The following is a 23,560-nucleotide window of genomic DNA, read 5'->3' as shown; positions in this document are numbered from 1 at the left end:
GGGGGAGCGGCCGTGGTGCGCACCGTCGCGCGCCCCGTGCTCGGCCGGTTGCAGGCCGAGCGGGCGCGCGCCGCCGGCGCCGACCTCCGCACCGGTGCGGCGGCGACGCAGCTCGACCTCAAAGGCCGCACCGTGAGCGTGGGCGGACGCAGCATCCGCTATCGCCGACTCATCGGTGCCGACGGCGCCGACTCGGCGGTCCGCCGCGCGCTGGGCCTGCCGGCACCGCGGGCGTATTTCGCCGCGGAGTTCAACGTGCCCGGGCTTCGGCTCGAGCCGCTCAGTATTGCGTGCGATTCGGCCGCGCTCGGCAGCGGCTATTTCTGGATCTTTCCCCACACCGACTACACCTCCATCGGCGCCGGAGCTCCGAAACATTTGGTGCGGCCGAGCGCGGTGCGGCGCTATCTCGAGGCGCGCGCGCGTGCGTTGGGCATTGCGCTGGACGGAGTGCCGTTCGAGGGCGCGACGATCGAAGTTCAGTGCGTCGGCTTCGATTTCCCCGGCGGTGTGCACCTCGTGGGCGACGCGGCGGGCGTGCCGTCGGCGCTCACCGCAGAGGGGATCTACGCGGCGCTCGTCACCGGCGAGGAGACCGCACGTCGAGTGCTGGAGCCGGGCCATCCCTCGCCCAAGACGGAGAGCTGGCTCCGGGTGAAGCGGGCGCACGACGCGCTCGCGCGTGCCCTCTGGTCGCGCGCGGCGCGGCAGGTCACGCTGCCGACGCTCGCTGCGCTCTCCCGCTGGCGGCCGGCGGCGAAACGCATCGCGGCCTGGTTTCTCGCGGCGTGAGCGTGCGAACAAGACCCCTTGCGGACCCCGCGGACGCTTCGTATAAGTACGCGCAGGGGACCAGTGTGCCCCTATCGCTTCTGCGCGAAGCGCATCCAGGGGCCCCGAGAGGAGCAGCCGCATGACCGGAGCAGACGCATGACGTACGTGATCACGGAGACCTGCATCGGCGTGAAGGACCGGGCGTGTGTCGACGTCTGCCCGGTAGATTGCATCTACGAGGGCGAGGACCAGCTCTACATTCATCCCGACGAGTGCATCGATTGTGGTGCCTGCGAACCGGAATGCCCGGTCACGGCCATCTTTCCCGAGGAAGACGTGCCGCCCAACATGACCGCCTACATCGAGAAGAATCGCGAAATCTTCAACGGCGACACGCCTCCGGGGCGGCCCAAGCGCTAGCCGCCGGGTCCGCCGGCACCTGGATGAGAAGCAGCCCGCGAAACCTCAACGGCTTCGCGGGCTGTGCGTTTTGGGGGGCGCTTGCTGCGGCGGAGGCCCAGTGAGCACCGGGCCGGCCCGCTTTTGCCAGAACGCCCGAGCCAGGCGAACGGTTTCATCCGATTCCCGCGAGAAAGTCGCGCATGGCAGCGGTCATCACCGCGGGCTGCTCGAGCGATGGCAGGTGTCCGGCATCCGCGATTACGACGAAGCGCGCACCGGGAATGGCGGCGGCCATTGCGCCCGCGCCTGCGGGCGGCGAGAACGGATCCTCCGCACCCACGAGCACCAGCACCGGCACGCCGCCAAGCCTCGGGAGGAGCGAGGTGCTGTCGGCGCGGTCGCGCATGGCGCCAAGGGCGCCGACAATGCCGGAAACCGGTGTTGCGGCCATGAGATCTCTGACCTGGCGCGCCAGTGCCGGATTCGACGCGGTCGTCTCCGGCGCGAGCATCCGCGGCAGCATGGCGTCGGCAATGGCACCGGCGCCGTGCTCGCGAGCTTCGGCCGCCGCTGCGTCGCGCGCGCGGCGCGCCTCCGTGCCATCGGGCCCGGGCTTCGTGCCGACCAGGATCACGCCGGCTGCGCGATGGCGCCATCGCCGCAGGAACTCGAACACGATGTAGCCGCCCATCGAGTGCCCGCAGACCACGGCGCGCTCGATGCCCAACGCTTCGAGTAGCGCCACGAGGTCGTCGGCGTAGGTGGCCATGCTGTAGCCCAGGTCGGGCGCGTCCGACCGGCCCATGCCGCGGAGGTCGGGTGCCACACGCTGCCAGGCGCCGAGCGCGTCCAACTGCGGGCTCCAGATGGTGTGATCGAGCGGGTAGCCGTGCACCAGGAGCAGGGCGGGCCCCGCGCCGCGCACATCGACTGCGAGCCGGACGCCGTTCACCATGACGTTGCGCAAACCGCTCTCCGGCTGGGGCGTGGCCGACGGCGCGGCCGGCGCGCGCATGAACTCCGCCAATTCCGCCGGTACCGGCACCGGTCGCCCGCTCCGATCGATGCATACGAACACGAATTCCGCCGCGGCGACCGGTCGGTCATCGCGCGTGCGCGTGGCGGTCTGCCGCATGGTGAAGCTGGTGCGCCCGTGATGAATGAGCGTCTGCCGGAAGCGCAGCACGTCGCCGGGGAAGGCGGGCGCCTGATAGTCTACCACCGCCCGCCGCATGGCCGGCCAGGCGCCGTGGCGATTGAAGAGGTCGATGCCGGGTCCGCGCGCGAGCATCGCCCAGCGCGCGCGCTCGAAGAGCGCCAGAAAGGACGCCTGGTTCAGGTGGCCGTACGGGTCGCACTCGTCGGGATAGACGGCGAGGTCAACTTCGTGCTGGCTCATGCGCCCAAGATAGCGCGCGCCGGGAACTCGCGCCTATCTTGCAACGACGTCAACCCGAGCGCCGCATGCCTAGCACCGATTACATCCGACACGCCGCCCGCGTCGCCCGGAAGCTCCAGATGGACGCGGCGCTCGGCACCGCGCCGGCACCCGACGCCGAATTCTTCAAGGTGCTGGCCAAGGCGCTCGACGAGATCGCCGCCGGGCTGGAAGAGGTCGCCAAGCGTGAGTAACGGCGCGCCCGTCGAACTGGTCCGGACGCAGGCCGCGTTCGACCAGCTCGCCGCCGATTTCGCCGCCGAACCGCTCATTGCGCTCGACACCGAGGCCGCCAGCTTTCATCGCTACCACGATCGCGTCTACCTGATCCAGCTCTCGTCGCGCACGCGTACCGCGATCGTGGATCCGCTCGCGGTGGGCGATCTCGGCGCACTCGGCCGGCTGCTCACGGCTGCGATGGGCGAGCGGGTGTTTCATGATGCGGATTACGATCTCCGCCTGCTCAACCTGCAGTACGGGTTTAGCGCGACGCGTCTCTTCGACACCCGCATCGCCGCGCAACTCCTGAACGAGCCGGGCATCGGCCTCGCGGCGCTGCTCGAGCGCCACCTCGGCGTGCAGCTGGACAAGCGGTTTCAGCGGGCCGACTGGTCGGTGCGGCCGCTCTCGCCCGACATGCTGCGCTACGCGGCCGACGACACCCGGTATCTCCCCGCGCTGCGCGACATCCTGCGCGAGCGCCTCAGCGAGCGCGGGCGGCTCGCCTGGGCGGAAGAAGAGTTCGCCCACCTGGAGGAGGTGCGGTGGACGGCGGCGGACGACGGGGAGGCCGCCTACCTCAAGCCAAAAGGGGCCAGGTTGTTGCGCGGCCGGGCGCTCGCGGTGTTGCGCGAGGTGTACCGCTGGCGCGACGAGACCGCGCAGCGCAGCGACCGCGCCGCGTTCCGGATCCTCAACAACGAGCCGTTGCTCGAGATCGCCAGGGTCCAGCCGGCCGAACTCGGCGCGCTCCGCGCGATCAGGGGGGTGGGGCCCGAGCTGGTGGAGCGCCGTGGGCGGGAGGTGTTGGCGGCGGTGCAGCGCGCGCTGGCGCTGCCGGAATCGGAGCTTCCCCGCGTGGAGCGCGGCCCCCGCCGCGTGCCCGATCCGGCGTATGAGGCCCGGGTGGAGCGGCTCAAGGCGGCGCGCAACGAAGAAGCCCGGCGCCTCGATCTGGCGCCGGGCGTGCTCTGCCCCAATGCAACGCTGGAGGCCATCGCCCGCGCGGCGCCGACGACCCTCGAGGAGTTGGGCGGGACCCCCGGCATCCCACGTTGGCAGGCCGAGGTACTCGGCGCGGCATTGCTCGCGGCGATTGCCGGGTAGACGCTGCGCCGCAGCTGGTCAGTGTCCGAGAAAGGCCCTCACGCGCGGGTCCATACGTTCGGGGGTCCAGTAAGGCTCCCAGACCAGCTCCACATCGACACCGCGCGCGCCCTCGAGATCGCCCACTACCTCACGCACGCCCTCGATGATTTCGGCACCGGCCGGGCAGCCAGGCGAGGTGAGCGTCATCCGCACCTGCACGTCGCCCTCCTCGCTCACGTCGATGCCGTACACGAGGCCCAGATCGATGATGTTGAGGTTCAGCTCGGGATCCTTCACGGCCCGGATCGCCTTGCGCACGGTGTCGGCGGTCAGCATACGGTCGCTCCTCTCATCCTGCCCGTATCATAACCTAGTCGGCCGGTGCCAGCCGCAGCACGGCATCGGAAACCTCCGCGCGGACCAGCTTGAGCTTTTCGATCGAGCGGCGCGTGCGCGGGTCGAAGCTCCGGTTGGTGAGAAGGACGAGGAAGAGATCGCGCGCCGGATCAATCCACAACTCGGTGCCGGTCCAGCCTGTGTGCCCGTACGCGCCCGCGCCGATGAGGTTGCCGAACACGCTGGGATCGGCCGCCGTCGTCGTCGGGTCGCGGGTGTCCCACCCGAGGAGCCGGGTACCGCTGTGCGGAGCGGGTGTGAGAAATTGCCGAATCGTCTCGGCCGTTACCCAGGGGCCGTCCGGTCCGACGCCTTCCCTGAGCCAGACCTGCGCGTAGCGCGCAAGATCGCGGCCGGTGGAGAAGAGCCCGGCGTGCCCCGCGACACCGCCCAAGCGCACGGCGTTCTGATCGTTCGCCTCGCGGACGGGCCGGCCGTGGTACATCGCGCTCGGCGCGACCCACGAGCGGAGCGCTGCAGGTGGCCGGAACATCGTGCGGTCGAGACGCAGCGGCCGGAAAACCTCCTCGGCGGCAGCGCGGTCGAGCGGGCGACCGCTCACTTTCTCGATGAGGAGGCCCAGCACCATGGCGTTGAGATCGCTGTACTCGGCGGAATCGCCCGGCGCACGGACCAGCGGCTCGGCGTAGAGGAGATCGATGGCCCCGGCCGCCGTGTGCGCACGGCGATAGAACGGGACGTAGGCCGGGAGCCCGCTCGTGTGATCGAGCAGCATGCGCACGGTGACACGCCGGCGGTCGAGGACCGCCATGGCATCCGGCGTCTCGCGAGTGGCCGCGCTGTCCGGCGTCGTGCCGGCCGCCGCGCTGTAGGCGGCCGCTGACTCGGCGAACCGCGGCAGGTAGCGGACGACGGGCGCATCGAGATCGATGAGCCCCGCGTCCACCAGGCGCATCACCGCGCCGGTGGTGGCCACCACCTTGGTGAGCGACGCAAGGTCCCAGAGCGTCGAATCCGGATCGGGCACGCGCGACTTTGCGCTCCAGGTGACGTGCCCGTAGCCGCGGGCGTAAAGCACCGTATCGCGGCGACCGATCACTACGACGGCGCCGGGATACAGTCCCTTGCTGATACCCCGGCGCACGGCGGCATCCACCTCCCGAAGCTGCTGGGCGTGGGCTATCGACGGAACGAGGAGCGACGCCGCAAGGCCGAGCGGCAGAGCGCTGCGGGGGAGGCGCAAGTCTCAGCGATCCGGCGCGTCGCGCACCGTGCCCAGCGGCAGCCGATACAGCACGGACGCGGTGCGGACGTCGCGCGCCGAAAGGGTGGCCGTACGGGTGGACGGATACATGACGTCGTTCGGATCGGCCGAGTGGGGCAGTCCGATGGCGTGCCCGGTTTCGTGCACCGCCACCGCGAGCAGGGCGACGTCATTGAGCGGCGTGCCGTCGCTCGTCTTGAGTGCAAGGAGAATGGACGCGCGCCGCACGCGGCCCGCGTGATCCCAGGTGAGGTCGGTCTGGCCGGCGCGGTCGAAGTCGAACCGCTCGATCCAATGGACTACAATGTCAGCATTCGCCGTATCGGTGACGTCGGTGAAGCGCACACCCACGTTCGCGTCCGTCCAGCGATCGAGCGCCTGCCGCACCAACTCGGCGACGCGCGTGGAGTCGCCCGCCGCGCCCCGCTCCACCAGCGCCACGGTGAGGGGGGTCCCGCGCTCGGGCCACCGCCGCACGACAGAATCGGTCACGAGCAGCAACGAGTCGAGATAGGTGCGCCCCGCCTCGGCCCCGAGCTCCCGGCGCACGGCGAGGCGGGCCAGCCGGTCGATCGTCGGCGTGGCCCCCCTGGACCCGCCGGACGCCTCCGGCGGCACCACGGGCGACGCGGCGGCGTCCGGTGAGGCGGCCGGCGGCGCGACCGCCGGCGCGGGCAATGCGGCCGGACGCGGAACGCGGTACACCCGGCGGGATGCGGCGTGCCGGGCCTCTCGGGGAGGTGTGCCGGACGCGGCTTCCGCTCCGAGCGCCGCAGGTTGCACGCTCCGCACGGTGGCCGGCTCGTGCCGCACCCGGTCGACCACGATCAACACCAGAAGGGCGGCCGTAACGCCGGGCAGCAGGTAACGAATCATGGGACCATCGCAATATGCGCGGGCGTAGCACGGCGTCGCCAGCGCGGCTGGCGTGGGGGCGCCCAGGCACCTAACATTTCGCCACCCGCCGCCAACGGCTGGCAGCTCGACACTCCCGGAGGCATCACCTGCACCTGACGGAGCTCTTCGCCCGCGGACTCGTTCGCCGGCGCTGGGCGGTGGTGGCAGTCTGGCTGATTCTCGGCATCATCGCCACCATCCGCGCCCCCCGTACCGAGCGGTTGCTGAACGTTCGCGGCGGGAGCAGCCAGCCCAGCGAGGCCTCCCGGGCCGAGCAGTACCTCAACGACCGATTCCAGAGCCCGCTCAGCGAATATTACGCCGTCGCGCTGACCGGATCGCCCGGGTTCGGGACCCCGGACGGGCGGCTGGTGCTCGACACGCTGTCCGGGCGCCTTGCCGCGCTGCCGTACGTGCGCGGAGTCATCTCCTATGCGTCAACCGGCGATACGACGTTTCTGAGTCGCGACCGGCGGGGCACCTTCCTCGTGGTCGCGGTCCGCGCGACGCGGGGCGACAGCGCCGCAGCCCTGGTCGCCCCGGTGCGGGCGGCGGTCCGGGGCGCGCTCGCGGCCGCGGCGGGTGGCGCGGGATACACGGCGACGGTCACCGGCCGCGCGCCGCTCGACCTCGACGTGCGCACCGTGACGGCACAGGACAGCCGGCGGGGCGAGGCACGGCTGCTGCCGCTTACGATGGGGATACTGGTGCTCGCCTTCGGCGCGCTGCTCGCGGCGGCGCTGCCGGTCGTGATCGGGTTTCTCGCGATCACCGTCTCGCTCACGATCATCGGTCTGCTCACCTACGTCACGCCAATGTCGGTCTTCGTCCTCAACATGACGACGATGATCGGCCTCGGGGTGGGCATCGATTACTCGCTGCTCATCGTCACTCGCTTCCGCGAGGAGCTGGGCCGCGGGCGGCGCCGGCTGGTGGCGGCGATGTACACCGTGCGGACGGCCGGCGTGTCGGTGGTCACGTCGGGGCTCACGGTCATGGTGGGATTCGCGGCGCTGCTCTTCACGCCGCTGGTCGAGACCCGGAGCGTCGGGCTCGGCGGCCTCGTGGTCGTCGCCGCGGCTGTCCTCCTCTCGATTACGCTCCTCCCCGCCCTGCTCGCGATTTTCGGCCGCAACATCGATTGGCCGCGCTGGCTCGCGCGACGGCTCGCGTGGTACCACGCGCCGCAGATCTGGGAAAGCTGGGCGCGCACGCTGCATCGGCACCCGTGGCGTGCCATCACTCTCGGCGGCCTCGCGATCGCGGTGCTTACGCTGCCGGTGTTCTGGATCCGGATCGGCCTGCCGGCCCGACACTGGTGGCCGGACGAAACCGAAGCAGGCCGAGGGATCGAGGCGCTCACTGCGATGGGCGCCGCCGGCGTGGTGCAGCCCATCCGGCTCGTGATCGAGGTCCCCGAGGGCCGCACCGCGCTCGAGACCGCGACGCTCCGCGGTCTTCGGACGCTGTCCGACTCGCTCCGCGCCGATCCGAGAGTCCGGACAGTGCGCAGCCTGGTGGACATCCGGCCCGGCACCTCGCTGCTCGGCTATTCCCTGCTCTACAGCGACCTCGCGCAGGCGCGGAAGGACATCCCGGACGTCCTCGACGCGTACCTGAGCACCGACCACCGCGCCACGCTGATGGATGTGATCCTGGCCGACACGACGAGCCTCACGACGGCAATGGACGTGGTGGAGCACGCACGCGCGCTCGCGAACGCCAAGCTCAAGGGCACGCGCCGCTTTCACGTGCTCGTCGGCGGCTACGTGGCGTCGAGCCTCGACTTCCAGCACGATCTGCTGCGCCGTTTCCCGCTTCTCGTAGCGCTTATCCTGGGCGCCACGGGCATCATGCTGGCCGTGGCGTTCCGTTCGGTGCTGGTGCCGGTGAAGGCGATCATCATGAACACCCTCTCGGTGAGCGCCACGTTCGGGCTCATCGTCCTCGTCTTCCAGCACGGCATCGGCAGCCAGCTCTTCGGACTCGACGGACCGACCTCCGCGATCTTCGTGGTGGTGCCTGTGCTGGTGTTCGCGATCGTCTTCGGGCTCAGCATGGACTACGAGGTGTTCCTGCTGAGCCGGATCAAAGAGGCGTTCGACCGCACCGGGCGGAACGATGAGGCGACCATGGAGGGCCTGAGCGCCACCGCGTCGGTGATCACGTCGGCGGCGCTCATCATGATTCTCGTGTTCGGGGTGTTCGCCTTCGCGCGGGTGCTGGTGATGCAGTTCCTGGGCTTCGGGCTCGCGGTAGCGGTGCTGCTCGACGCCACCATCATCCGCATGGTGCTGGTGCCGGCGTTCATGCACCTCGCCGGACGGTGGAATTGGTGGCCCGGCGCAAGCTACTCCCGTTTTGCGTCGAGCCAGTCGGGCCCCACGCCGATATCGACGACCAGCGGCACCCGCAGCTCCACCACCGTCTCCATGTAGCTCCGCACCAGCTCGCGCATCGCCTCTACTTCGTCCGTCGGTACCTCGAAGACCAGCTCGTCGTGCACCTGGAGCAGCATCCGGCTCGCAAGGCCGCGCTCGCCCAGCGCGCGGTGGATGCGAATCATCGCGAGCTTGATGAGGTCGGCCGCCGAGCCCTGGAGCGGAGAGTTCTGCGCGTTGCGCTCGCCATACGCGCGCTGGTTGTAGTTCGAGTCCCGGATTTCGGGCACGTAGCGCCGGCGCCCGAAGAGGGTCTCGACGTAGCCCTGCACGCGGGCCAGTTCGATCTGACGGTTGAGGAAGGCGCGCACCCCCGCGAAGCGGGCAAAGTACTGGGTGATGAACTGCTTGGCGTCGTCCTGCGAGATCCCGAGCTGGCGCGAGAGGGCGAAGGCGCCCTGACCGTAGATCGTGGCAAAGTTGATCGTCTTGGCGCGCGCCCGCATCTCGGGCGTGACCTCGGCAACCGGCACGCCGAAGATGAGTGCCGCGGTCTGTCGGTGGATGTCCCCGCCCTGCATGAACGCGTCAATGAACGCCGGATCGCCCGAGAGGTGCGCCATGAGGCGCAGCTCGATCTGCGAGTAGTCGGCCACGAGAAAGACGCAGCCCGGCGCCGGCACGAAGCCGCGGCGGATGGCCTCGCCCCGGGGGGTGCGCACCGGGATGTTCTGCAGGTTCGGCTCCGAGGATGAGAGCCGTCCGGTGGCGGCGCCGGTCTGGTTGAAGCTGGTATGGATCCGGCCGGTGTGCGCGTTCACCCGCTCGGGCAGGGCGTCCACGTAGGTGGACTTCAGCTTCTGCAGCTCGCGGTAGTCGAGAATGAGCCGCGGCAGCTCGTGCCCCATGGCCGCGAGCTGCTCCAGCACGTCGGCATCGGTCGAGGGGCCGGTCTTGGTCCGCTTGAGCACCGGGAGCTCGAGCGTCTCGAACAGCACTGCCGCAAGCTGCCGCGGCGAATTCAGATTGAGCGCCGTACCCGCGACCCGCGCGATCTCCGCCTCGAGCCGCGCGAGATCCTCCCCTAGCTCGGCCGAGAGCCGGGCGAAGAGCGCGCGATCAATCGCGATCCCGTCCCACTCCATGTCGACCAGCACGGGCACGAGCGGCATCTCCAGCATCGCGAAGACGTGGTGAAGCGGCGCTTCGTCGAGGTTCGGCGCGAAGAACTCATGCAGCGCCAGCACCGTCGCGCTGTCGTTACCGCAGTACGCGGCCGCGCGCGCCACCGGCACCTCGGCGAACGGGATCTGCGCCTTGCCCTTGCCCGTAAGATCGGTGTACGTCTCCATCCCGCGCCCGAGGTGCTCGAGCGCGAGCGTGTCGATGGCGTGCGAGCGGCGCCCCGGATCGATCACGAAGCTCGCGAGCATCGAGTCGTAGGCCACACCCGCGAGCTCGATCCCCGCCCGCCGGAGCACCTGCCAGTCGTACTTGATGTTGTGCCCCGCCTTCGCCACCGCCGGGTCGCGGAGAAGTGCCGCCACGCAGGCGCACGCGAAGCTGTCGAGCGGCGGAAGATTGGTGACCGGCGCCGGCGCCGCGAGCTCGCCCGCAGGGGGCCGGTGGCCGAACGGGAGATACCAGACCTCGGTCGGACTCGCGGCGAGCGAGAGCCCGATGAGTTCCGCGTCGTGCGGCTCGAGTGAGCTCGTCTCGGTGTCGAGCGCCACGAGGGGCGCCGTGCGCAGCCGCTCGATCAGCGCGGGCAGCGCATCCGGGTCGTCGACAACCTCCGCCGCCGGCGCACTGGCGCTCAGCGAAAGCCAGTCAGAGGCGGTAAGGGCGGTAGGGACCGTAGAGGTGGTAAGGGCGTCGGGGGATGCGAGGTCCGGCGTCTCGAGCGCCGCTTCGGCAGAGGCGATCTCCTTACTGTCCCTACCGCCTTCCTTAGCACCTATCTCACTCAACCTTCTCACCAACGAGTAGAACTCCAACTCACTCAACACCTGTATCAAGCGCTCTCGATCCGGGTCGCGCATGGCGAACTCGGCCAAATCCAGCGGCACCGGCACGTCGCGGTGGATGGTCACGAGCTCGCGGGAGAGGCGCGCCGCGTCGCCCTGCGCGAGGAGCGCCTCGCGCGCGCGCTTCGCGGACACCTCGGCGGCGCGGGTGAGCACGGCCTCGAGGTCGCCGAAATCGGCCAGAAGCTTCTGCGCGCCCTTCTCGCCGATGCCCTTGACGCCGGGCACGTTGTCCGAGGCATCGCCCACGAGCGCCAGAAAGTCAGCCACCTGCGCGGGCGGCACGCCCAGGCGCTCGGAGGCGTTCGACTCGTCGACCCACACTTCGTCCACCGCTGCAGGGCCGCCGCGGCCCGGGTTGAGCAGCGCCACTCCGGGGCCGATGAGCTGGTAGAAGTCCTTGTCGCCCGAGACGATCACCGCGTGGAGCCCCTCGCCCGCCGCGCGGGTGGCCAGCGTGCCGATCACGTCGTCGGCCTCGTAGCCCGGCACGGCGACCACCGGAACGCGAAAGGCGCCGAGGAGCTGACCGGTGCGCTCGACGGCCCGGTCGAAGTCGGCCTGCAACTCCTGGTCGAGTTTTTCGCGGGTGGATTTGTACTCCGGGTAGCGCTCCTCGCGGAACGAGGTGCCGGCGTCATTGACCCAGACCAGATAGTCGGGGCGGTATTTCTCGCGGAGCCGCAACAGGAAATTGACTACGCCCCACGCAGCCGAGGTGTTCTCTCCCCGCGCGGTGCGCAGGGGGCGGGAGATCATCGCAAAGAAGGCGCGGTACAGGAGGGCGTAGCCGTCGACAAGGAAGAGCCGGGGTGGTGCGTGGTTCGCCATCCCCTACCCTGCACTTGCGCGCCGCAGCCGGTCGAGCACCCGCTCGTAATCGGAGCGGGACTGCGGGGAGAGCCGGTACCGGCCGAAGCCGGCCTGGTCGATGAAATAGAGGCTGAGGCCGTAGTTCTGGTAAATCCAGCGGACGATCCGCGACTGGCTTTCGCCGCTCTCGCTCGATTCGTCGGGCGCGCCGAGGGTGATGAACACCTCGCCGCGATCGGTTCGCCAGCCCGGGATGCCCTCGTCCTTGATCTGCGCGTTGGCCGCCGCCACTCGGCTGAAATATTCCTCGAGCTGTTCGTTCCGCGGCGTCTTCGGGTTCGGATCGCTCGCGCGCCAGAACCGACGCCAGAGCCGCGCGCGGTCGCCGGCCGGCGCCTTGCGCAGCGAGTCGAGGTACGCGTTGGGCCCGAAGTAACGCAACAGATTCAGCATCTGGTCGTAGCTCGTCACCGGCCACGCCGAGGTGAACGAGACCAGCGCTGACACGCGGCGCGCGGCGACGCCGGAATCGACCACGAGCCGGAGCTCGCCCAACACGAGGCTGTCGGGCGCCAGTCGGAGCACCTGGCTCTCGACCGCGCGCGCCCCCTGGAAGCGGAGCGAGTCGCGCCAGACGACGCTATCCCGCTCGTCACGCACCTCGAAGGGAATCGTCGCGGGCCCCTTGAAGCCGTAGCCCTCGACGTAGGCGAGCATCGTGTCGCCGCTGAACCCGAGGACGCCGCGTGGATTGAGCACGAGCTGCAGCGGATCGCTCCGCTCGCCCCTGCCCTTCGCCTGGTATGCAAGGATCGGCTGGCTCGTCCTGCCGGGCCCGAGCTCCGGAGCATCATAGTCTCCTTCCGCCCGGCTTTCGACGCCGGAGGTCAGGTCTCGGAGTGCCACGATCACGTGCTGCTGGCCCGGCAGCAGCTTGAAAGTCTGCTGGAAGAGCACGCTCTCGTCGGTGCGGCCGGTTTCGGCGAGCGTGGCCACCCGCACGACTTCTTCGCGGGTAAGCTCGAGCGGCGATGCGGCCCCGGAACGGAGCGTGATCGAGACGCGATAATGGGCGCCGTACCCGGCGGGTTCGCGGACGAAGGTGAGCGACCTGTTGTCGAGGGAGAGACCGAGGATGGCGAGCACGGTATCACCAGGGCCTCCGGCAAAGGCCATGGTGCCGACGAACGGCAACGGATCGCCCGACGCCAACCGGCCGATGCGGCGGAACGTCGCCGTGGCCGACGCCAGTCTGGGCGCGTCGTCCGGCGCCGGATCAGGGCCGCGCAGTTCCCTGCTCCCGCCACCAGCGCACCCGAGCGCGGCGGCCGCAATCAGTGCGCTCAGCGCCAGGCGCCGCATCGCGATGTCTCCATGAATGGCACTTGCAAGTCCCGCGAAGGTTAGCGGCGCCGGAGGAAGAGCGTCAAGCAGCTTGCCGGGCCAACCTGGATGGAGTAGCTTGGCCCCAGCAATGAACCCAGAGAGCCTCGTCGGTCGCACCGTGGCGGGTTACCGCCTCACACACCACGTCGGCGAGGGGGGCACGGCGTCGGTGTATCGCGCCGATCACCCGACCCACGGCGCGGCGGCCGTCAAGATTCTGCTGCCCCGGCTCAGCAAGGATCCCGTCGCGGTCAAGCGTTTCCTGCGCGAGGCCGAATACGGGCGCCGGCTGAACCACCCCAACATCGTCCGCACCTACGAATACGGCGAGGCCGACGGGCTCGACTATCTCGCACTCGAGTGGGCCGCGGGCGAGCCGCTCGCCAACTTCGTCGAGCGCTCCGGCCATTTGGCGCCCGCGCTCGTCGCCACCATCGTCGAGCAGCTCGGCGCCGCACTCGCCGCGGCACATCGCGCGGGCATCATCCACCGCGACCTGAAGCCGGCGAACATCATGTATGACCCGGCCACGCAGTGCGCGAAGCTGCTCGATTTCGGTATCGCGCGCGACGCGGAGCTCAACGCTGAGGACCGGCTCACCCGCGCGGGGTTCTTCGTGGGCACGCTCCAATACGTGGCGCCGGAGACACTGAGCGGCGAATTGGTGGGTGAGCAGGCGGACGTCTACAGCCTGGCTACGATCACCTACTATCTGCTCACCGAGTGCCTGCCCTTCACCGGCAAGAACCCCAGGGAGTTGTTTCAGCAACTTCTATCTCAGGAGCCGGTGCCGCTCGGGCAAGCCAAGAAGGGGCTTCGGTTTGCGCCGGCGGTGGAGGAGGCGGTCCTCCATGGCTTGCAGCGGGATCTCTCCAAGCGGAGCCGGACGGTAGAGGAGTTTGCGGCCGAGTTCTGCGGGGCGGTGCGCAACGAGAGCGCCGCACGCGGAGGCTTTCTCTCGAGCCTTTTTCGTAAGAGCCCGCGATGAGCGCGCGCCTCGAGGAGTTGCTCCTCGAGCGCTCGGTGCGACGTGGCGCCTTCCTCCTCGCCTCAGGGCAACGCTCCTCCTACTACATCGATTGCCGACTCACCACCATGTCCGCCGAAGGGATGGTCGTGGTAGGGCGAGCTGGTCTTGCGGCGATCCGGCGCGCGGGGTGGCGGGCCAGTGCGATCGGCGGGCTCACGCTGGGTGCCGATCCGGTAGCCTACGCAATCGCGGCCGCGAGCTACCTGGACGGTGCGCCGATCGACGCGTTCACCGTGCGCAAGGAACCCAAGGAGCACGGGACGAAGCGCCTGATCGAGGGAAACTTTACCAGCGGCGCCGTCGCCGTGGTCGTCGAGGACGTCATCACCTCCGGCACGTCGGCTCGGCGGGCGATCGCTGCCGTTGAGGCAGAGGGCGGGAGCGTGGTCGGCGTGCTGGCCATCGTGGACAGAGAGCAGGGCGGCAAGCAGGCACTGGAAGAGGCAGGCTACGAGGTGGTAGCACTCACTACTGCACGCTCGCTGGGTCTCACTAATCACGGACAGACCGAATCCAGCTAGCTGCCGTAGGTTAGCGGACGGAACCCGCACCACGTCCGCGCGTACGGACGCACCATTCGCTCGACGAATCGCTCACAGGCGAGGGGGAAGGGAAGCCGGCGCCGAAATTCCGACGCCGTGATGCCCAGCATGGCCCTGAGGTGCCGGCCGAAGCTCTGCGGGGAGGAATACTCCAGCCGATACGCAACGTCCGACACCGAGAGTCCGCTCGCCTCGAACAGGAGCGCCGCATGGAGCAGGCGCACCGCCGCCAGGTAATTCTTGGGCGATGGGAGACCCGCTCTCACGAACCGCGACATGAGCGTGCTCGGCCGCACTGCGAGGCGAACGGCCAGGCGACGCACGGTCGGCGTTTCGGGTGCGAGCCGGACCAGCGCCTCGAGGAAGAGCCGCGCATCGGGCGGCAGATCGGGAAGCGCCTCGAAGAGCGGTGCCTGGATGCGCGCCACCGAGCGGCTCGCCGGTTCGCCCACTAGTCGGCGGAGGCGCGCCCAGCCGGCGGGCGAGGTCACATCGACGACCTGGCGGACCCCCGTGGCGCCAAGCCGGAGCAGCATCTCTCCGCTGTCGGCATCATGCTGGGAGAGCAGCGCCACCGTGGGCACCGCGGGAAACTCGCGCACCAGAAGACTCAAGGCCTCGACCTGCTCGGGCGCGCAGCGATGCACCGACACGAGCACCGCATCGACGCTGCGCTCGCGCACCACGCGCACCGCGTCGCGTACGGACTCCCGGTGCAGCACCGCGAAGCATCCACTGCCCGCAGCGTCCACACGCGAGCGCTCGGCCGGCAGCAGAACGGCGGCCACGGTGGGCGGCAGGGCGAGGTCGCGAGGCGCGGCGAGCAGTGGCATGGTGGCGCTCCGGTAATGGGCGCCAAGCTACGCGGCGTGGCTCAACCCGCACTCAACCGTGACCGGGTGCTCGCTGGTGCGAGCGCATGCGCCGGCGCCGCGGAACGCGGGCTGCACGGGGCAGGGTACGGCTCGGGCCGCGCGGCGGCCCTTCTGCCCCGGTAATCGCCGCGCAGCAGCGGCCGTTATATTTCGAGGCGCGGGCCGGGCGCGATGGTCGCGGGCACTTTCGGGTGCTCGAGGAAAGTCCGAGCTCCACAGGGTAGACTGCCAGGTAACACCTGGGCGCCGCGAGGCGACGGACAGGGCCACAGAAAACAGACCGCCCCCGCAACGCCGAAAGGCCGAGCCGGGGTAAGGGTGAAACGGTGGGGTAAGAGCCCACCGCACCGCCGGCAACGGACGGTGGCACGGCAACCCCCAGTCGGAGCAAGGCCAAATAGGCGGCGAGGTGCGACCCGCACCGCCCACGCCGGATGTCCGCTCACGCGGCGCCGGCGAGCCGCGGGTAGGCTGCTCGAGGCGGCTGGCGACGGCCGTCCCAGACAGATGACCATCCTCCTCGCAAGAGGAAGAACAGAACTCGGCTTACGGCCCGACCCGCCGCGCTGCCCTCCGGGTGCCCCTCGGAGGGCAGCGCACATCCGGCCGCTTTTCAGCCGCGGGGCGGCGCGGTATGCTTCGCGGACCCCGGTCTCAACGTCGTCTACACGAGGGATCCATGCGGTACCAGGCATTCGGTTGGGGAGCGCTTGCGTTGGGCGCGCTTACCTCGGGCACGCCAGGCGCGGCGGCGGCGTCGGATGGCGCACGTCCGGGCACCCCGCACCGTGCGCCTGCGGCGGCGCCGGTCGCGGCCCACTATCGCATCGACCAGACCGTCGAGCAGATCGTCGACGCATCTGCGCTCGGCGGTGGCGAGGAGCGGCAGCGTTTCTCCGTGTCCACCTTTCTCGCGCTGACGCTCACCGACTCAGCGGGCGGCCGGACGGTGCACGCGGTCGTCGATTCGATGCGGGGTGACAGCACCACGCCGGTGCCGCGCACCGTGCTCGACAGCGCGCGCGGCGTCGCGCTGCATGGGTTCGTGACCCGGAGCGGGAAGCTCGTGGGCGTGCAGCCGCTTACCCCGACACCGCTCGCGGCACAGCTCACCGCCGTGGTGCGTCAGCTCTTTCCGCCGGTGCGGCAAGGTATCAAGGTGGGCGATGGATGGGCCGACACGACCGAAAGCAGCAACGCGGCGGGCGGCGGCACTGTGACCATCCGGCGGGTCACCAGGTATCGCGCGACGGGCGCGGAATCGCACGGAGGTATGAGGGCGGTCAAGATCGAGACGGCGTTCACCGCCTCGGTGACCGGCACCCAGCAGATGGGTGAAGGCACCGCCAACGTCGAGGGCAGTGGAACTGGGAAGGAGACGTACTACATCGCGCCGGATGGGCATTACCTGGACGGCAATTCGACGCAGATCTCGAGGCTCACGATTTCGGGAGCATTCGCTCCCAAGCCCCTGCCGGTGCAATTGACGGAAACATTCGCGGCGAGCGCACTCCGTTGAGCGGCGCGCGCCGAGACTGCGTCCCATTGGTACTTGCCCTGGCATTTGCCGTGGCGTGCAGTTCGTCGAGCGGGGTCCAGCCGGCGCCGTCACCAGCGCCCGCTCCGCGCCCAGGGGCGCCGCCCGCCGCCGGCGTTCCGCCGAGTCCGGGTGCGCCGATCCCGACGCCAACCCGCGCCGGCGCATTCGTGTACCTGCCGACCGGCGGCGCCGCCTACGCTTACGAGCGGCGTGATAGCCTCGCGCTGCAGCTTCCGGGCGGTGCCACGCAGGTCCAGCAGTCGACCCGGACGGCATTTCTCACGGTGAGCGTCGTGCCCGCCGTGACCCCCGCGCCGGCGCCCGCCGCCTATGCCGTCACGATCCGACTCGACTCGCTCCGCCAGGACGCGGGCGGCACGGTTCCACCGGACTCGCTGCTCCTTGCCCAGGGCACGCGCTGGACCGGCTCCCTCACTCCCGATGGGAGGCTCACCGGCCTCGCCCCGGATCGCACGACCGGCGTCGGTGACCAGATCGGCGCCGGCCTCATCGCCCTCTTTCCGGCGCTCCCGCCCGGCGGCGTGGTCGACGACGCCACGTGGAGCGACACGACGCAGCGCACGCTCCGGGCTGACGCTTTCGATGCTGTCGAGCGCGCGGTGACGACCTATCACGCGACGAAGACCGGCGGGAACGCACTCGCGATCACCAGCAGCACGACATTCGAGCGGACCGGTGAGCGGGCCGATTCGGCGCAGCCGATGCAGATGGCGTCGCACGGCGCACGGCAGGGCAGCTACAAGTTCGGCGCCCCCGGGCTCGTGCTCGACGCCGCGGGCGTGGATTCGGCGGAGATGACGATCTCAATACCGGCCGTGGGGCAATCGGTGCCGGTGAGCCAGCGCGCGAACTGGCGGTTTACACTCCGGCAGTAAGCGTCAGTCCACCAGTCGAAGCGGCATCACGAGGGTGAGAAAACTCGCCGAATCATTCCAGCCGACCGGTTCGCAGGTGGCCGCCCGTTCCGGCGCCTTGAACGTGAGCCGCACTTCGTCGGTCGGGATGAACTTCAGGATCTCGAGCAGGTAGGAAGCGTTGAAGCCGATCTCGAGCGGATCGCCGTCGTAGGTGACCGTGACTTCCTCCTGCGCCTCGCCCAGGTCCGGCGTCTGCACCGACAGCTTGCACGCGCCGCTCGCGAAGGCCATGCGGATGCGGTGGGTCTGGTCGCTCGCCACGATGCTCATGCGGCGAAGCGCGGCCGAGAGCGCTGCGCGATCGGCGGTGGCGGCCTTGTCGTTCTCCCGCGGGATGACCTGCTCGTAATTGGGGTAGGGCCCCTCGATGAGCCGGGTGAAGATCTGGGTGCGCGCGGAGCGGAAGCCGAGATGATTGTCGCTTCGGGCGATCTCGACCTCGTCCTCGGGCCCGAAGAGACGCCGGATCTGCTCCAGTGCCTTGGGCGGCACGATGAGATCGGCCTGCTGGCCGGCCGCCGGCTGCGCGGTTCCCACCTGGGTCACGGCGGGTACGTCCATGCGCGCCAGCCGATGGCCGTTGGTCGCCACCATCCGCATCCGCTCCGGCCGGAGCTCCCAGAGCACGCCGTTCAGGATCGGCCGACTTTCCTCCGTGCTCGCAGCAAAGGCGACGTGGCTGATGAGCTTCTGCAGGTCGCCCGCCGACACCTTCCAGCCGCCGTCGAACTTGACCGCGGGGAATGCGGGAAACTCCTCCCGAGGCAGACCGAGCAGGCGGAACTTGGAGCGCCCGCACTCGATCGTGACCCGCTGCTCGCCGCTCGCCACGAGGCGGATGGGGGCGCTCGGCAGCTCGCGCACGATCTCGACCAGCTTGCGGGCCGGAAGGGTGATGGAGCCTTCCTGATCCACCGCCGCCGGCACTGTCGTGCTCACGGCGATGTCGAGATCGGTGCCCGACAGCCTGAGCCCGTCCTTCGAGGCCTCGAGCAGAATGTTGGCCAGCACGGGCAGCGTCGTCTTGGCCGGCACGCTTGCCGCGACCGCGACCAACCCTTCCTGCAACTGCTCCCGCGTAATGGTGAGCTTCATCCACTCCTCGGCGCGCTATAAAACAAGACTACGTGACCAATAGAAATATCTAGCAGCAGTAGTAGAGGGCCTGGAGATGTGGATGCGCGGTCCAAGCTCGCGCGGCACATGCCACTCCATCGTTCACCCGCTGTCGATCCGGTGTGTATGGCGCGGAGAGCCGCGGCCGTTGTCCGCGCCTTCCAGAGCGCCCACACCGCGCGCATCCACACGGGGATTACTCTGCGCACAACTCCTGGCGCGCGTATTCGATCTTTTCGCGGAAGCTCCGGTCGCGCGACATCTGGCGCTGCACCTTGTCGACGCTGTGAATGACCGTCGAGTGATCCCGCCCGCCGAAGGCTTGCCCGATTTCCACCAGCTGCATCTGCAAGAGCTCGCGCGCCAGGTACATCGCGATCTGCCGGGGCACGGTGAGCGTCTTGATCCGCGCCTTGGAGCGGAGGCCTTCCGGGGTCACGCCCCACCGGCGCGCCACCACTTCCTGGACCCGGTGGATCGTGGGCAGCGGCCGCGCCCGTGCGTCGGCGCCGTCCTCACCCGGCCGGATTTTGTCCGAGAGCGCCTCGCGGGCGAGCTCGATGGCGATCTCCTTGTGCTTGAGCGAGGCGTAGAGCAGCAACTTGATGATGCACCCCTCGAGCTCCCGGACGTTCGACCGCACGTGTTCGGCGATGAAGCGGAGCACGTCGTCCGGGATCGTCAATTCCAGGTGGTCCTGCTCCTGCTTCTTGCGCAGAATGGCGATGCGGTGTTCCAGGTCGGGCTGGCCGATGTCGGCCACCATGCCGGACTCGAAGCGGCTCACCAGCCGGGCCTCGAGACCGGGGATCTCCTTGGGCGGGCGGTCGGAGGTGAGCACGATCTGCTTGTTGGCCTGGTGCAATGCGTTGAACGTGTGAAAGAACTCTTCCTGCGTCTGCTCCTTGCCCTCGAGGAAGTGGACGTCGTCCACCAGGAAGAGATCCACCTCGCTTCGGTAGCGGCGCCGGAAGTCGGGCATGGTCCGGCTGTGGATGCTCTCAATCACTTCGTTGAGGAACTGCTCGGCGCCCACGTAGAGCACGCGGACATCGGAGGCCTTCGTGAGCCGCGCGTGGGCGATCGCCTGCATCAAGTGGGTCTTGCCGAGACCGGTGGCGCCGTAGATGAAGAGCGGGTTGTAGGTCTTGCCCGGGGCTTCGGCGATGGCGTGGGCGGCGGCGGCGGCGAGCTCGTTCGACTTGCCTATGACGAACGTCTCGAAGGTGTAGCGCTCGTTGAGCGGCTGCGTGCTGGTGTTGGCGGCCGCGGCGGCGGGCGCGGCGGCGGTGGTCTGCACGAAGAAGTCCATCTGGGGGCGGCGGCGGCGCTCTTCGTTCACCCGGAAGACGATCGTGGTCGGACGCCCGACCACCGGCTCGGCGAGCCGGGAGAGGACGGATGCGTGCTTGGTTTCGTTCCACTCCGCGGCAAACTGATCGGGCGCGCCGACGATCAGGTTCCCCTCTTCAAGGGCGATCGCTTCAGTGGGCTCGAGCCAGTTACGTATGATATCGGCCGGAAGTTCGCGCTGCGCCTCGTCGAGGATGCGCTTCCAGGCTTCCTTCGCGGACAGCTGCATCGATGCTCGGCAATGGTAGGAGATTTTTCAAGGGCAGCCGATTCTACGGGCCGGTTGTGGAAAAGTCAACCACGCCTTTTTTCGAGTCGATGGGCCGTATGCGCGTCCGCACACGCGCGCAATCGCGAGTCAATCGCCTTTTGATCGCCTTGACTCGCCCCTGCTCGTGGCGCTACGTTTTCGGGCTCACTGGGAGGACGGCGCAGGACATGAAACCATCGTATCGCCCTCGGAACAAGCGCCGGATCAACCGGCACGGTTTCCGCGCCCGCATGGCCACGCGCTGGGGGCGGGCGGTGCTGTCGCGCCGGCGCAAGAAGGGCCGCAAGCGGCTCACCGTGCGCATTCCCTCAAAGCACGGGAGCGCCTGACGGCCGACGCTCGCCTTCCGCGGGCCAGGCGGCTCGCGCGGGCGGCAGACCTTCGCCGGTGCCTTGCGGAGGGGCGGCGCCGCCGAAGCGAGCACCTCGACATGATCTGGATGGACAATGCGACGGGCCACGCGCGGATCGGACTGATCGTTGCCAAGCATCGGTCGACCGCAGTGGCCCGCAATCGTCTGCGGCGCCGGCTCCGGGAGATCTGGCGCCGCGAGCTGCAGCAGACGCTCGGGCCGTGCGATCTCGTGATCCGTGTGCGGCGCGAGGCCTATGGGGCGAGCTTCGCCGAGCTTCGCGCGGAGCTGCTGGCGTGGAGCGCCGCGGCCCGCGGCGCGCTGCGCGCCGCCGCGCGAGCCGCGGACCGGCGCGCGCCGGGCGATCGCCAATGAGCGCCAATCGTCGGGCCGCACGCGTCGACGTCGAGTGGCGGCTCGACCGGGTGGGGCAGTGGCCCCGCGCGGCGCTCCTGGGATTGATCCGTGGCTATCAGCTCACCCTTTCGCCGCTCTTGCCGCCCGCGTGCCGGTTCACGCCGAGCTGCTCGCAGTACGCGCTCGAGGCCCTCGCGCGCCATGGCGCCATCAAGGGTGCGTGGCTCGCGGCCCGGCGCGTGGCCCGGTGCCATCCGTTTCACCCGGGCGGGTATGATCCCGTTCCCTGACCCCATGCCCTGACCGATGGAACGTCGTGCAGTCTGGGCCATCGTGCTCATGATGGTCATCGCAATCGCGCCGGCCATCCTGCTCCGCCGGCCGGCTCAAAAGCCCGCGGCAAACGCAGCCGCGGGCGCCACGTCGGCCGACACGGCTCGGCGGGCGGCAGACACCGCGGCCGCGGCACCCGGAGCGTTGCCCCTCGCGCCGGAGGCCGCCGGCTCCGCGCGCGCGCAAGGCGAGAGCGCGGGACGCGCGGCCGCTGCCCCGCCGCCCGGGCGCGCACCCTCCCACACCGGCGCCGCCGCGGCTGCCGTCGCGGCGGACACCCTCGCGGCCGACACCGTGCGCGTCAGCTCGCCGCTCTACACCTACGGCATCAGCACCCGCGGCGCGCGATTCGTAACGGCCACGCTCAAGCGCTACAACTCGACCGCGCCGGGCGACCGTGGCCAGCCGGTGCAGCTCCTGCCGGGCAGGAGCGGCCTCCTCGGCATGATGCTCGTCGAGGGCAGGGACACGCTGCCGATCTACAACTGGAGCTTCAGCCCCTCCGCGCCGGAACTCACCGTGAACGGCCCCACGCCCCTCGCGCTCACCGCGAGCCGCGAAGGCATTGGCGTGGAGCTCACCTACACGTTCGTTCCCGACAGCTACCGGGTACACATCGCGGGGCACATCAGCGGGGTCGGCCCGAACGGCGCCATGCTGCTCGTCGCCATGGGCCCGGGGCTCACGAACACCGAAGCCGACAGCAACGAGAACCACCGCGCCCTGGCACTCGTCACCAAGGAGAACGAGGCGCATCGCACCAACTTCTCGAGCCTGAAGCCGGGCGAGCCCACCACATTGAGCGGCCCGTTCGAGTGGGTGGCGGTGAAATCGAAGTACTTCACCACCGCGGTGCTCGCCTTCGACAGCACCGCGGGTGCCACGGGCGTGAGTGGTGTCACCGCCCTCGCGCCGCCCGATGCCGGCAAGCACCCCACGTCGGCCGCGATCCGGTTGAGTCTGCCCGTAGGGCCGGGCGGCGCCTTCAACTTCTCGCTCTATACCGGCCCGCTGGAGTATGCCCGCCTCCGCGCGATCGGCCACGACTTCGACGACGTGAACCCCTACGGCTGGCCGGGGGTGCGCACGCTGATCCGCTTCTTCGAAATTCCGGTGCGCTGGCTGTTGGTCTGGATGCACGAGCACCTGGGGCTCGCCTACGGGCTCGTCATCATCATTTTCGGCATCCTGGTGCGCGTGCTCCTCTGGCCGCTCAACCAGAAGGCGATGCGCGCCAGCATGGCCATGCAGGCCATCCAGCCGCTGGTGAAGGAGATGCAGGAGCGGTACAAGGAAGACCCGCAGCGCTTGCAACAGGAGATGTTCCGGCTCTACAAGGAGCACGGGGTGAATCCGCTCGGCGGCTGCTGGCCGATGCTCATCCCGATGCCGATTCTCTTCGCGCTCTACTTCGTCTTCCAGAACACGATCGAGCTGCGCGGCGTCCCGTTCCTCTGGCTGCCCGACCTCGCGCGCCCCGACCCGCTGTACATCATCCCGCTATTGATGGGGCTCTCGATGTTCGCGCTGAGCAAGATGGGGCAGATGGGGATCGAGTCGAATCCCCAGATGAAGACGATGCTCTACGTGATGCCGGTGATGATGACGGTGCTGTTCGTCAACTTCGCGGCAGGGCTCAATCTGTACTACGCCGTCAGCAACATCGCCAGCATTCCCCAGCAGTATCTGATCGCCCGCGAGCGGATGCGGCGGACACCGCCGCCCGCGCCGGCGCCGGTGGTGCGCACCAAGCCGGGCGGCGCGCGCGGACGAGGCTGACGGCGCGCGGCCCCGGGACGCCGGCGA

The 23,560-nt window shown here is 69.5% G+C and carries 22 protein-coding genes and 1 other RNA gene; 14 read left to right on the top strand and 9 right to left on the bottom strand.

The genetic code is table 11. From position 1 onward, the window contains the following. Both VFW66_14010 and fdxA read left to right on the top strand, forming a co-directional pair. The coding region (locus VFW66_14010) for a hypothetical protein (GenBank protein ID HEX5387813.1) at positions 1-792 on the top strand (792 nt) is incomplete at its 5' end. A gap of 138 nt (positions 793-930) precedes the next feature. After that, a complete protein-coding gene (gene fdxA, locus VFW66_14005; protein HEX5387812.1) occupies positions 931-1,194 on the top strand; it encodes a ferredoxin in 264 nt (87 codons plus the stop codon). A gap of 154 nt (positions 1,195-1,348) precedes the next feature. On the opposite strand, the gene VFW66_14000 is transcribed toward fdxA, so the two are convergent. Beyond that, complete coding sequence (locus tag VFW66_14000; protein HEX5387811.1) at positions 1,349-2,575, bottom strand: alpha/beta fold hydrolase; 1,227 nt, start codon at positions 2,573-2,575, stop codon at positions 1,349-1,351. A 65-nt stretch (positions 2,576-2,640) separates the two neighbouring features. On the opposite strand from VFW66_14000, the gene VFW66_13995 reads away from it, so the two are divergent. Next, positions 2,641-2,808 (top strand): hypothetical protein, encoded by a 168-nt coding sequence (locus tag VFW66_13995; GenBank protein ID HEX5387810.1) that lies wholly within the window; start codon positions 2,641-2,643, stop codon positions 2,806-2,808. Beyond that, positions 2,801-3,940 carry a ribonuclease D gene (locus tag VFW66_13990; protein ID HEX5387809.1) on the top strand — a complete coding sequence of 380 codons (1,140 nt, stop codon included), beginning with the start codon at positions 2,801-2,803 and terminating at the stop codon, positions 3,938-3,940. Before VFW66_13995 ends, VFW66_13990 begins: the two co-directional genes overlap by 8 nt. 18 nt (positions 3,941-3,958) lie before the next feature. On the opposite strand, the gene VFW66_13985 is transcribed toward VFW66_13990, so the two are convergent. The 3 genes from VFW66_13985 to VFW66_13975 are packed head-to-tail and all read right to left on the bottom strand — an operon-like array spanning position 3,959 to position 6,419. Continuing rightward, positions 3,959-4,258 carry an iron-sulfur cluster assembly protein gene (locus tag VFW66_13985; protein ID HEX5387808.1) on the bottom strand — a complete coding sequence of 100 codons (300 nt, stop codon included), beginning with the start codon at positions 4,256-4,258 and terminating at the stop codon, positions 3,959-3,961. 34 nt (positions 4,259-4,292) lie between these two features. Continuing rightward, positions 4,293-5,522: a serine hydrolase domain-containing protein gene (locus VFW66_13980; GenBank protein HEX5387807.1), complete on the bottom strand. Its 1,230-nt coding sequence runs from the start codon at positions 5,520-5,522 to the stop codon at positions 4,293-4,295. A 3-nt stretch (positions 5,523-5,525) separates the two neighbouring features. Further along, the gene (locus VFW66_13975) at positions 5,526-6,419 is read right to left on the bottom strand and encodes a matrixin family metalloprotease (GenBank protein ID HEX5387806.1); all 894 of its coding nucleotides are present in this window, start codon (positions 6,417-6,419) and stop codon (positions 5,526-5,528) included. Positions 6,420-6,601: 182 nt separating this feature from the next. Between VFW66_13975 and VFW66_13970 the strand changes: the two genes are divergently transcribed. After that, entirely contained in the window at positions 6,602-8,878 is a 2,277-nt protein-coding gene (locus tag VFW66_13970) for an MMPL family transporter (protein ID HEX5387805.1), read from the top strand. Here VFW66_13970 and polA read toward each other — a convergent pair. Both polA and VFW66_13960 read right to left on the bottom strand, forming a co-directional pair. Continuing rightward, complete coding sequence (gene polA / locus VFW66_13965; GenBank protein ID HEX5387804.1) at positions 8,791-11,679, bottom strand: DNA polymerase I; 2,889 nt, start codon at positions 11,677-11,679, stop codon at positions 8,791-8,793. The two genes, VFW66_13970 and polA, sit on opposite strands and share 88 nt — an antisense overlap. Positions 11,680-11,682: 3 nt before the next feature. Beyond that, positions 11,683-13,023 (bottom strand): GWxTD domain-containing protein, encoded by a 1,341-nt coding sequence (locus VFW66_13960; GenBank protein HEX5387803.1) that lies wholly within the window; start codon positions 13,021-13,023, stop codon positions 11,683-11,685. Between the two features lie 112 nt (positions 13,024-13,135). On the opposite strand from VFW66_13960, the gene VFW66_13955 reads away from it, so the two are divergent. Together VFW66_13955 and pyrE are read left to right on the top strand one after the other, a co-directional pair. Then, a complete protein-coding gene (locus tag VFW66_13955; GenBank protein HEX5387802.1) occupies positions 13,136-14,035 on the top strand; it encodes a serine/threonine-protein kinase in 900 nt (299 codons plus the stop codon). Next, positions 14,032-14,598: an orotate phosphoribosyltransferase gene (pyrE, locus tag VFW66_13950; protein ID HEX5387801.1), complete on the top strand. Its 567-nt coding sequence runs from the start codon at positions 14,032-14,034 to the stop codon at positions 14,596-14,598. Before VFW66_13955 ends, pyrE begins: the two co-directional genes overlap by 4 nt. On the opposite strand, the gene VFW66_13945 is transcribed toward pyrE, so the two are convergent. Next, positions 14,595-15,452, bottom strand: a complete 858-nt coding sequence (locus tag VFW66_13945; GenBank protein ID HEX5387800.1) for a helix-turn-helix transcriptional regulator — start codon at positions 15,450-15,452, stop codon at positions 14,595-14,597. The two genes, pyrE and VFW66_13945, sit on opposite strands and share 4 nt — an antisense overlap. A 200-nt stretch (positions 15,453-15,652) precedes the next feature. Here VFW66_13945 and rnpB point away from each other — a divergent pair. From rnpB to VFW66_13930, 3 genes are all read left to right on the top strand, one after another. Beyond that, positions 15,653-16,059: RNase P RNA component class A (gene rnpB / locus VFW66_13940), an RNA gene on the top strand. Between the two features lie 114 nt (positions 16,060-16,173). Continuing rightward, on the top strand, positions 16,174-17,013 hold the full coding sequence (locus tag VFW66_13935; protein HEX5387799.1) for a hypothetical protein: 840 nt from the start codon (positions 16,174-16,176) through the stop codon (positions 17,011-17,013). 188 nt (positions 17,014-17,201) lie between these two features. Beyond that, entirely contained in the window at positions 17,202-17,930 is a 729-nt protein-coding gene (locus tag VFW66_13930; GenBank protein ID HEX5387798.1) for a hypothetical protein, read from the top strand. A 3-nt stretch (positions 17,931-17,933) separates the two neighbouring features. Here the strand turns inward: VFW66_13930 and dnaN are convergent, their stop codons facing one another. Beyond that, on the bottom strand, positions 17,934-19,067 hold the full coding sequence (gene dnaN / locus VFW66_13925; protein ID HEX5387797.1) for a DNA polymerase III subunit beta: 1,134 nt from the start codon (positions 19,065-19,067) through the stop codon (positions 17,934-17,936). Positions 19,068-19,284: 217 nt separating this feature from the next. Continuing rightward, on the bottom strand, positions 19,285-20,670 hold the full coding sequence (dnaA, locus tag VFW66_13920) for a chromosomal replication initiator protein DnaA (protein HEX5387796.1): 1,386 nt from the start codon (positions 20,668-20,670) through the stop codon (positions 19,285-19,287). A 209-nt stretch (positions 20,671-20,879) separates the two neighbouring features. Between dnaA and rpmH the strand changes: the two genes are divergently transcribed. From rpmH to yidC, 4 genes are read left to right on the top strand one after another with little or no spacing between them, the layout of a single operon-like run. Next, the gene (rpmH, locus tag VFW66_13915) at positions 20,880-21,041 is read left to right on the top strand and encodes a 50S ribosomal protein L34 (GenBank protein HEX5387795.1); all 162 of its coding nucleotides are present in this window, start codon (positions 20,880-20,882) and stop codon (positions 21,039-21,041) included. After that, entirely contained in the window at positions 21,038-21,439 is a 402-nt protein-coding gene (gene rnpA, locus VFW66_13910; GenBank protein ID HEX5387794.1) for a ribonuclease P protein component, read from the top strand. The genes rpmH and rnpA overlap by 4 nt, the downstream gene beginning before the upstream one ends. 50 nt (positions 21,440-21,489) lie before the next feature. Continuing rightward, entirely contained in the window at positions 21,490-21,711 is a 222-nt protein-coding gene (gene yidD / locus VFW66_13905; protein ID HEX5387793.1) for a membrane protein insertion efficiency factor YidD, read from the top strand. Between the two features lie 16 nt (positions 21,712-21,727). After that, positions 21,728-23,533 carry a membrane protein insertase YidC gene (yidC, locus tag VFW66_13900; protein ID HEX5387792.1) on the top strand — a complete coding sequence of 602 codons (1,806 nt, stop codon included), beginning with the start codon at positions 21,728-21,730 and terminating at the stop codon, positions 23,531-23,533. The last annotated feature ends 27 nt before the right edge of the window (positions 23,534-23,560 follow it).

The organism is Gemmatimonadales bacterium (assembly GCA_036279355.1).
In the GTDB taxonomy this organism is placed as follows: domain Bacteria; phylum Gemmatimonadota; class Gemmatimonadetes; order Gemmatimonadales; family GWC2-71-9; genus DASQPE01.
This window is presented reverse-complemented; position numbering and strand designations above follow the sequence as displayed.

Coding starts and splice junctions, on each gene's coding strand:
- rpmH (HEX5387795.1), top strand. CDS start 20,880: ATGAAACCATCGTATCGCCCTCGGAACAAGCGCCGGATCAACCGGCAC.
- dnaN (HEX5387797.1), bottom strand. CDS start 19,067: ATGAAGCTCACCATTACGCGGGAGCAGTTGCAGGAAGGGTTGGTCGCG.
- pyrE (HEX5387801.1), top strand. CDS start 14,032: ATGAGCGCGCGCCTCGAGGAGTTGCTCCTCGAGCGCTCGGTGCGACGT.
- fdxA (HEX5387812.1), top strand. CDS start 931: ATGACGTACGTGATCACGGAGACCTGCATCGGCGTGAAGGACCGGGCG.
- VFW66_13995 (HEX5387810.1), top strand. CDS start 2,641: ATGCCTAGCACCGATTACATCCGACACGCCGCCCGCGTCGCCCGGAAG.
- VFW66_13955 (HEX5387802.1), top strand. CDS start 13,136: ATGAACCCAGAGAGCCTCGTCGGTCGCACCGTGGCGGGTTACCGCCTC.
- VFW66_13960 (HEX5387803.1), bottom strand. CDS start 13,023: ATGCGGCGCCTGGCGCTGAGCGCACTGATTGCGGCCGCCGCGCTCGGG.
- VFW66_13975 (HEX5387806.1), bottom strand. CDS start 6,419: ATGATTCGTTACCTGCTGCCCGGCGTTACGGCCGCCCTTCTGGTGTTG.
- VFW66_13935 (HEX5387799.1), top strand. CDS start 16,174: ATGCGGTACCAGGCATTCGGTTGGGGAGCGCTTGCGTTGGGCGCGCTT.
- polA (HEX5387804.1), bottom strand. CDS start 11,679: ATGGCGAACCACGCACCACCCCGGCTCTTCCTTGTCGACGGCTACGCC.
- dnaA (HEX5387796.1), bottom strand. CDS start 20,670: ATGCAGCTGTCCGCGAAGGAAGCCTGGAAGCGCATCCTCGACGAGGCG.
- VFW66_14000 (HEX5387811.1), bottom strand. CDS start 2,575: ATGAGCCAGCACGAAGTTGACCTCGCCGTCTATCCCGACGAGTGCGAC.
- VFW66_13985 (HEX5387808.1), bottom strand. CDS start 4,258: ATGCTGACCGCCGACACCGTGCGCAAGGCGATCCGGGCCGTGAAGGAT.
- VFW66_13945 (HEX5387800.1), bottom strand. CDS start 15,452: ATGCCACTGCTCGCCGCGCCTCGCGACCTCGCCCTGCCGCCCACCGTG.
- yidC (HEX5387792.1), top strand. CDS start 21,728: ATGGAACGTCGTGCAGTCTGGGCCATCGTGCTCATGATGGTCATCGCA.